The 6,069-nt window shown below is 52.7% G+C and carries 6 protein-coding genes and 1 pseudogene; 2 read left to right on the plus strand and 5 right to left on the minus strand.

What is annotated here, in order from left to right; translation table 11 throughout:
• From AAC035_RS17695 to AAC035_RS17715, 5 genes and pseudogenes are all read right to left on the minus strand, one after another.
• A pseudogene (locus AAC035_RS17695) lies at positions 1-215 on the minus strand (amino acid permease); the annotation flags it as partial.
• Between the two features lie 11 nt (positions 216-226).
• Positions 227-580, minus strand: coding sequence for a hypothetical protein (locus AAC035_RS17700; protein WP_048496392.1), 354 nt, complete (start codon positions 578-580; stop codon positions 227-229).
• Between the two features lie 158 nt (positions 581-738).
• Positions 739-1,488, minus strand: a complete 750-nt coding sequence (locus tag AAC035_RS17705) for a copper resistance protein B (protein WP_339806417.1) — start codon at positions 1,486-1,488, stop codon at positions 739-741.
• Positions 1,485-3,242: a copper resistance system multicopper oxidase gene (locus AAC035_RS17710; RefSeq protein ID WP_228247647.1), complete on the minus strand. Its 1,758-nt coding sequence runs from the start codon at positions 3,240-3,242 to the stop codon at positions 1,485-1,487. The genes AAC035_RS17705 and AAC035_RS17710 overlap by 4 nt, the downstream gene beginning before the upstream one ends.
• Before the next feature lie 84 nt (positions 3,243-3,326).
• The gene (locus AAC035_RS17715) at positions 3,327-3,860 is read right to left on the minus strand and encodes a cupredoxin domain-containing protein (RefSeq protein WP_339806418.1); all 534 of its coding nucleotides are present in this window, start codon (positions 3,858-3,860) and stop codon (positions 3,327-3,329) included.
• A gap of 199 nt (positions 3,861-4,059) precedes the next feature.
• Here AAC035_RS17715 and AAC035_RS17720 point away from each other — a divergent pair, with 199 nt between their 5' ends.
• Both AAC035_RS17720 and AAC035_RS17725 read left to right on the plus strand, forming a co-directional pair.
• Complete coding sequence (locus tag AAC035_RS17720) at positions 4,060-4,725, plus strand: response regulator transcription factor (RefSeq protein WP_096006454.1); 666 nt, start codon at positions 4,060-4,062, stop codon at positions 4,723-4,725.
• Positions 4,712-6,046: an ATP-binding protein gene (locus tag AAC035_RS17725; RefSeq protein ID WP_339806420.1), complete on the plus strand. Its 1,335-nt coding sequence runs from the start codon at positions 4,712-4,714 to the stop codon at positions 6,044-6,046. Before AAC035_RS17720 ends, AAC035_RS17725 begins: the two co-directional genes overlap by 14 nt.
• Positions 6,047-6,069 lie beyond the last annotated feature (23 nt).

A 6,069-nucleotide genomic window follows, 5' to 3' on the forward strand; every position in this document is an offset into this window, starting at 1 on the left:
TTGGAGATCTTGATGTAGGAATAGGCGCTGAAGCTCACAATCACCGCTGCAGCGAGAAAGGCCAGCGGGAATAGCACACCGGTCATCTGGGCCATCTGCCCGGTCAGAGCAAAAATACCGGCGCCAATCATGACGCCGGTACCCAGCATCACCGTCCCTGGCAGAGTGAGACTACCTTCCTGGTAGCGAGTGCTTCGATCTTCCTCCCTGCTCATTCAATCTCCTCTTATTTTTTCATGGGTGGAATCTTGGAACAGCAGAACGGCTCATGCTTGGCATTTGCCCGGACGTTGTCGTCGGTAAACCGGTACCAGGCCAGTTTGCGCCGGGTCCACCATCCGGTTTTCAATCGGCCACCGTAAGCCTTGATCAGTTCCAGTAATTCATCGACGGACCAGTGGGTTCCATCGTACGTCACCTGCAATGTGCCATTTGGCTTACGCTCGGCGAAATCAACGCATGGGTGGTGATTCAGATCGTGGATGAGCCCCTCCCACTGATCCTCTCCAAGCCCCTCGACGGTCATTTTTCGGCGCAACAAAAACTGCTCCTGGTTGGTTGCTTTGTGTGCTTTGGTCATGGGGTGACACCTCTCTTCCTGATGACTTCTCCCTGTATCAAAACACTTCAACCTGAACTGCGACTGAAAATGGACACATGCTTTCGGTGAATTTGAGTTACATCAAATCATAGACGAAAAAAGGCCATGGGTTTCCCCATGGCCCGTTAGCATCAACGTCAGAAGGCGATTCGAGCGCCGATCACAGCAAACCAGTCTTCTGTGCTTCCGCCGCCGGTTTCAGCTAGATCTGCGGTATCGCCGTATTTTCGTTCATGCACCACACCGACATAGGGTGAAAAGGCGCGATCAACCAAGTCATAACGCAGACGCAGCCCAGCTTCGGTGGAGACCAGACCTTTGCCAACGCCAATTTCACGATCCTCACTGAACGCGACCGTCGCATCCAGTGTCGCCTCTAGGATCCAATAATTGGTTAGCAATAATTCATACTCTGCGTCCAGTTCAGCGGACGTCTCACCTTCATTGCTCACATACAGGTTGGCGTCAACCTCAAACCATTGCGGTGCAAGCCCAGCGACACCCAACACGGCATAAGTGCGATCCGGTCCTTCAGGGGTGTCGAAGCGAACACCCGCTTTGGCATCGAAGAACTTGGAAATGGGGATCTGGCCGACCAACTGGTTTTCCAGCGTTTCGTAGGCCTGCTCCTCTATTTCGTATTCGCCGGTTGTGAGCAACCGGACTTTAAAATCGTCAGTGCCATAGAAGGCATCCGCATTCCAGACGCCCAGCTCCTCGCCATCGTCGCTGTAGCGGTACTCAAATTCCTCGAATTGAACGCCCCAGGTTGTGAGCGGCTGTTTACGAGCCGTGGTGTCGGAAATCATTTCCTGAGCTGTCACCGCCGTTGTGACACCAATAGAGGCAAGAAAACTGACGGCGACAAGTGATCGAATACAACTCATGCCTCACCTCCATCTTCAGCAATCACGTCTGTTTTGGCCTGCGTTGAATCTGGCCCACCTTCAATAATTACCTTGCGGAACATACCAGCGGCCGCGTGATAGGACAGGTGACAGTGGAACGCCCACTGGCCGGGCGCGTCGACCTCGGTTTCCATGTAAACCGTGGTGCCTGGCTGCACACTGACCGTGTGCTTGATCGGGTTCCATTGGTCTGCACCAACATCGAGAATGGACCACATACCGTGCAGGTGCATAGGGTGAGTCATCATGGTCTCGTTCACGAATTTGAAGCGAACTCGCTCACCGTATTTGAGACGAATTGGGTCTGCGTCTTCGTACTTGACGCCATTAATGCTCCAGGTATAACGCTCCATATTGCCGGTCAAACGAAGCTCAATTTCCCGGGTCGGTTCGCGGTCTTCATACAGTGGATCTTGGGCCTTCAGGTCAGCATAGGACAGGAACTTGCCGCCATTGGCTGCCGTGGGTACAAGGCCACTTCCCTTGGCGTAAAAGGGGTCGCTTTGGCCGCCTTTTCCCATCGCCATGGAACCATGATCCATGCCTTCCATGTTGGAATGATCCATGCTGTCCATGTTGGAGTGGTCCATTCCCTCCATTGAGGAGTGATCCATCCCGGACATATCTTCTGAGCTGTCCATATCCATGTTCCCATGATCCATGCCCGCCATGCTGCCATGGTCCATACCAGGCATACCGCCCATATCAGCCATGGTCAGTCGGGCAGCTTCACGCAGTTGCGGCACTGCCGCTTCCATGCCCTCTTCGGGGGCCAGTGTTGCCCTGGCGTATCCGGAACGTCCCATGGATTCGGCGAAGATGGTGTACGCCTGCTCATCCTTCGGACGTACGATCACGTCGTAGGTTTCCGCTACACCAATCCGGAATTCATCGACACTAACGGGCTGAACGTTGTTGCCATCGGCCTGAACGACGGTCATATCCAGACCAGGAATCCGGATATCAAAGTAGGTCATGGCCGAAGAGTTGATGAATCGCAGCCGGATGCGTTCGCCCGGCTCAAAAAGCCCAGTCCAGTTCTGGTCCGGCCCCTTACCGTTGATCAGACCCGTAAAGCCTTGCAGGTCCTCAACGTCCGTTTTCATCATGCGCATGTCGCCCCAGGCCATCCGGTCTCGGACCGTATTCATCAGGCCATTCTTTGACGCGTCCGAGAAAAACTCGCCCACGGTTTGCTGCTCGCGGTTGTAATAGTCCGGCATCATTTTCAGGTTGCGCATGATGCGGTCACCGGAATGGGGGTGCTTGTCAGTCAACTGCACCACGTACTCGCGGTCATAACGAAACGGCTCACGTTTTTCCGGTTCGATCACAATGGCACCATAGGCGCCGTCCGGCTCCTGAAAACCAGAGTGGCTGTGGAACCAGTAGGTGCCTGCCTGCTGGATAGGAAACTCATAGGTAAAGGTTTCACCCGGCTTGATGCCCGGGAAACTGATACCAGGCACACCGTCCTGGTTAAAAGGAAGGATCAGGCCGTGCCAGTGAATGGACGTCATCTCATCCAGGTTGTTGGTCACGTTGATCCGGACGTTCTCGCCTTCCTTGAAACGCATTACCGGTCCCGGAGATGCGCCGTTGTATCCAATGCCTTCCTTCACAAAATCGCCGGTATCAATTTTTACCCGGTCGACCGTAAGGTCGTATTCGCCGGCCAGAACCATGGCTGGCATCAGCAGGCTCAAAAGCCCTGTCAAAAAGCGTGGTTTCATCTGTGTTGCTCCGAACTACACGTCATTGAAGCCGGGCCGAGAAACGTGTCTCAGCCCCGCGCTCGCGGACCTCAGTTAAGCGAGTTACTCGAAATTGACCTCTCCGTACATCCCGGCCTGATAGTGGCCCGGCACGTTGCAGGCAAATTCGATATTGCCTTTATCAGAGAACTTCCATACCACTTCTTTACTTTGGCCCGGTTCCAGCAACACGCTGTTCGGGTCGTCATGCTTCATGGAATGGCCATTCCCCATATCCATATTCATCATGTCGTGGTTCAGCTTGCCGCCCTGGATGACGCCATGCTCAACCATCATCATCATTTTCTCTTGATGAGCTTCGTGCATGTCGGGAGTGCCAACACTGAACTCATGGACGAGGCTTCCCTTGTTCTCCACCACGAAGCGAACGGTTTCACCCGGCTTTACACTGATTTCTTCGGGTTCGTAGTAGTTGTCGTACATCTCGACAGTTACGGTTCGGCTGGCCTCCGACGCTTTGCCAGGTTCACCGCTTGTAGCGCCGTGCCCGTGGCCACCATCATGGGCGCCAGCCGCAAACGCTGTTGCCGACATTGAAAACGCCATACCCGCTACGAATAGTTTTGATGCATTCATCTTTTTATCCTCTGTAAAATATTGCTCGAAAAACACTGCAGGATTCAGCCCCAATCTTGAGCAATGTCCAGAATCGGTTGTTATCTTCTCTCACTAACCTGAATTCTTTCTGAATAACTCGAACTATTTTCCGTTCAGGCTGAATTCAGGTTAATCAGTCACACTTTCGACTGCGGACCATACAGAGAAGGAAAGACTCATGCGTTTACTGCTCGTCGAAGATGACCGCTTGCTTGCTGAGGGTCTGGTCAGGCAGTTGGGAAAAGCAGGTTTCAGCGTTGATACAAGTCCCAGTGCCCGAGAAGCCGTCGTTCTGGGTGAGCAAGAGGATTACCGTGCTGTTGTTCTGGACCTGGGTCTACCTGATGGCAACGGGCTGGACGTATTGAGAAAGTGGCGAACGAATCACGTCAGCTGTCCGGTCTTGATTCTGACCGCGAGAGGCGATTGGCAGGATAAGGTTAACGGCTTAAAAGCCGGGGCAGACGATTACCTGGCAAAACCTTTTCAGACAGAAGAGCTAATCGCACGCCTCAACGCACTCGTGCGTCGAAGTGAAGGAAGGGTCCATGCTCAGGTTAAAGCCGGCCGCTTTGAACTGGACGAAAACCGCCAGAGTCTCAAGATGGACGACGGCGTGGAACATACACTTACCGGCACCGAATTCCGGCTGCTACGTTGTTTGATGAGCCGCCCTGGCCACGTCTTTTCCAAAGAACAACTAATGGAACAGCTTTACAACTTGAATGATAGCCCGAGCGAAAACGTCATTGAGGCGTATATTCGGAGGTTAAGGAAGCTAGTGGGCAGCGAAACCATCTCAACACGACGCGGCCAGGGGTACATTTTTAATGCGATTCCTTAAAAAGCCTGCGTCCGTAAAAGGAACCTTGCTTGCGCTGTTACTGCCCGCCGGAATTGGTCTAATGGGGGTGGCGTGGTTGGTCCATGGCTTGCTGCTCGACCGAATGTCTCGGGAATTCGTTGAAAGCCGACTGAAAGATGAAGTCGTTTTCCTTGAGCACCAGATTCGCGACGCGAATGGTGAAGTTGACACTCTCCAGACGGGCGATTATTTACAGGATGTTTTTCATCATGCCTTTGCCATACATACACCCGAACAGACCATCATTTCACCCGATACTTGGGAGCCCTTGTTAACGCCTCTGATTGAAAACGAAGAAGACGGAACCGTTCGCGTAGAAGATGCCGAAACCACTGATACTCCCTTAGACATCCTCGCCTACCGAAAGTCTTTTCAGGTCGGTGAAACACCCATCGTCGTAATCGTTTCTGAAGATCTGGGTGCGCTGAAACGCAGCCAAGCTGCACTTCATGCCTGGACCGCCGTAGTATCAGTTCTGTTGATTATGCTCTTGGTCGCCGTGCTCTGGTTCGGAATCACGATGTCCATGCGACCGGTTGTCACACTCAAAGCCGCATTAAAAAGACTCCAGGACGGAGAGATCTCCCGAATCAACGTTCAGTCGCCAGAGGAGTTCCACCCGCTGGTTCTTCAACTAAATCAGTTGCTGGACTCCTTAGATCAGCGACTGGAGCGCTCCAGGGACGCTCTCGCAAACCTGTCTCATAGCGTCAAAACCCCCATCGCAGCCGTCCGGCAGATACTGGAAGACGACACACGTCCTCTCGACACCAATCTAAGGCGCCAGATGGTGGAGCGACTAAGCGATATCGACAGGCAATTAGAAGCTGAAATGCGTCGAAGCCGTTTTGCAGGGCCCCAGATTGGAAAAAGCGCCTACCCCATAAAACAGGCACGGGATCTTTTGTGGATGCTCGGTCGTTTATATCCGGAAAAGTCGTTTGAACTATCGAGTTCTCTGCCTGAAGACAGCCGATGGCCGATAGAAGAACATGATCTAAATGAAGTATTGGGCAACTTACTCGACAATGCTGGCAAATGGTCTTCGAGATGCGTAGAGCTCTCTGTGGAACAAGGCAGCGGCTTCAAGCGAATAGTTGTTGCTGATGATGGCCCAGGGGTTAATCACAAGGATTTAGCCAGTTTGGGCCAAAGGGGTCTGCGGCTAGATGAGCAAACACCTGGGCACGGTCTCGGCCTTGCTATCGTTCGAGATATAGTGACTCGCTATGAAGGTAAAATCAGCTTTTCGACTAAGCCCTGTAGCGGTTTACGCGTTTCTATCGAATTATTAAGATAAAATCGAATGTTCGCTTTTGTTTA

The organism is uncultured Marinobacter sp. (genome assembly GCF_963974375.1).
In the GTDB taxonomy this organism is placed as follows: domain Bacteria; phylum Pseudomonadota; class Gammaproteobacteria; order Pseudomonadales; family Oleiphilaceae; genus Marinobacter.

Coding starts and splice junctions, on each gene's coding strand:
- AAC035_RS17700 (WP_048496392.1), bottom strand. CDS start 580: ATGACCAAAGCACACAAAGCAACCAACCAGGAGCAGTTTTTGTTGCGC.
- AAC035_RS17705 (WP_339806417.1), bottom strand. CDS start 1,488: ATGAGTTGTATTCGATCACTTGTCGCCGTCAGTTTTCTTGCCTCTATT.
- AAC035_RS17710 (WP_228247647.1), bottom strand. CDS start 3,242: ATGAAACCACGCTTTTTGACAGGGCTTTTGAGCCTGCTGATGCCAGCC.
- AAC035_RS17715 (WP_339806418.1), bottom strand. CDS start 3,860: ATGAATGCATCAAAACTATTCGTAGCGGGTATGGCGTTTTCAATGTCG.
- AAC035_RS17720 (WP_096006454.1), top strand. CDS start 4,060: ATGCGTTTACTGCTCGTCGAAGATGACCGCTTGCTTGCTGAGGGTCTG.
- AAC035_RS17725 (WP_339806420.1), top strand. CDS start 4,712: ATGCGATTCCTTAAAAAGCCTGCGTCCGTAAAAGGAACCTTGCTTGCG.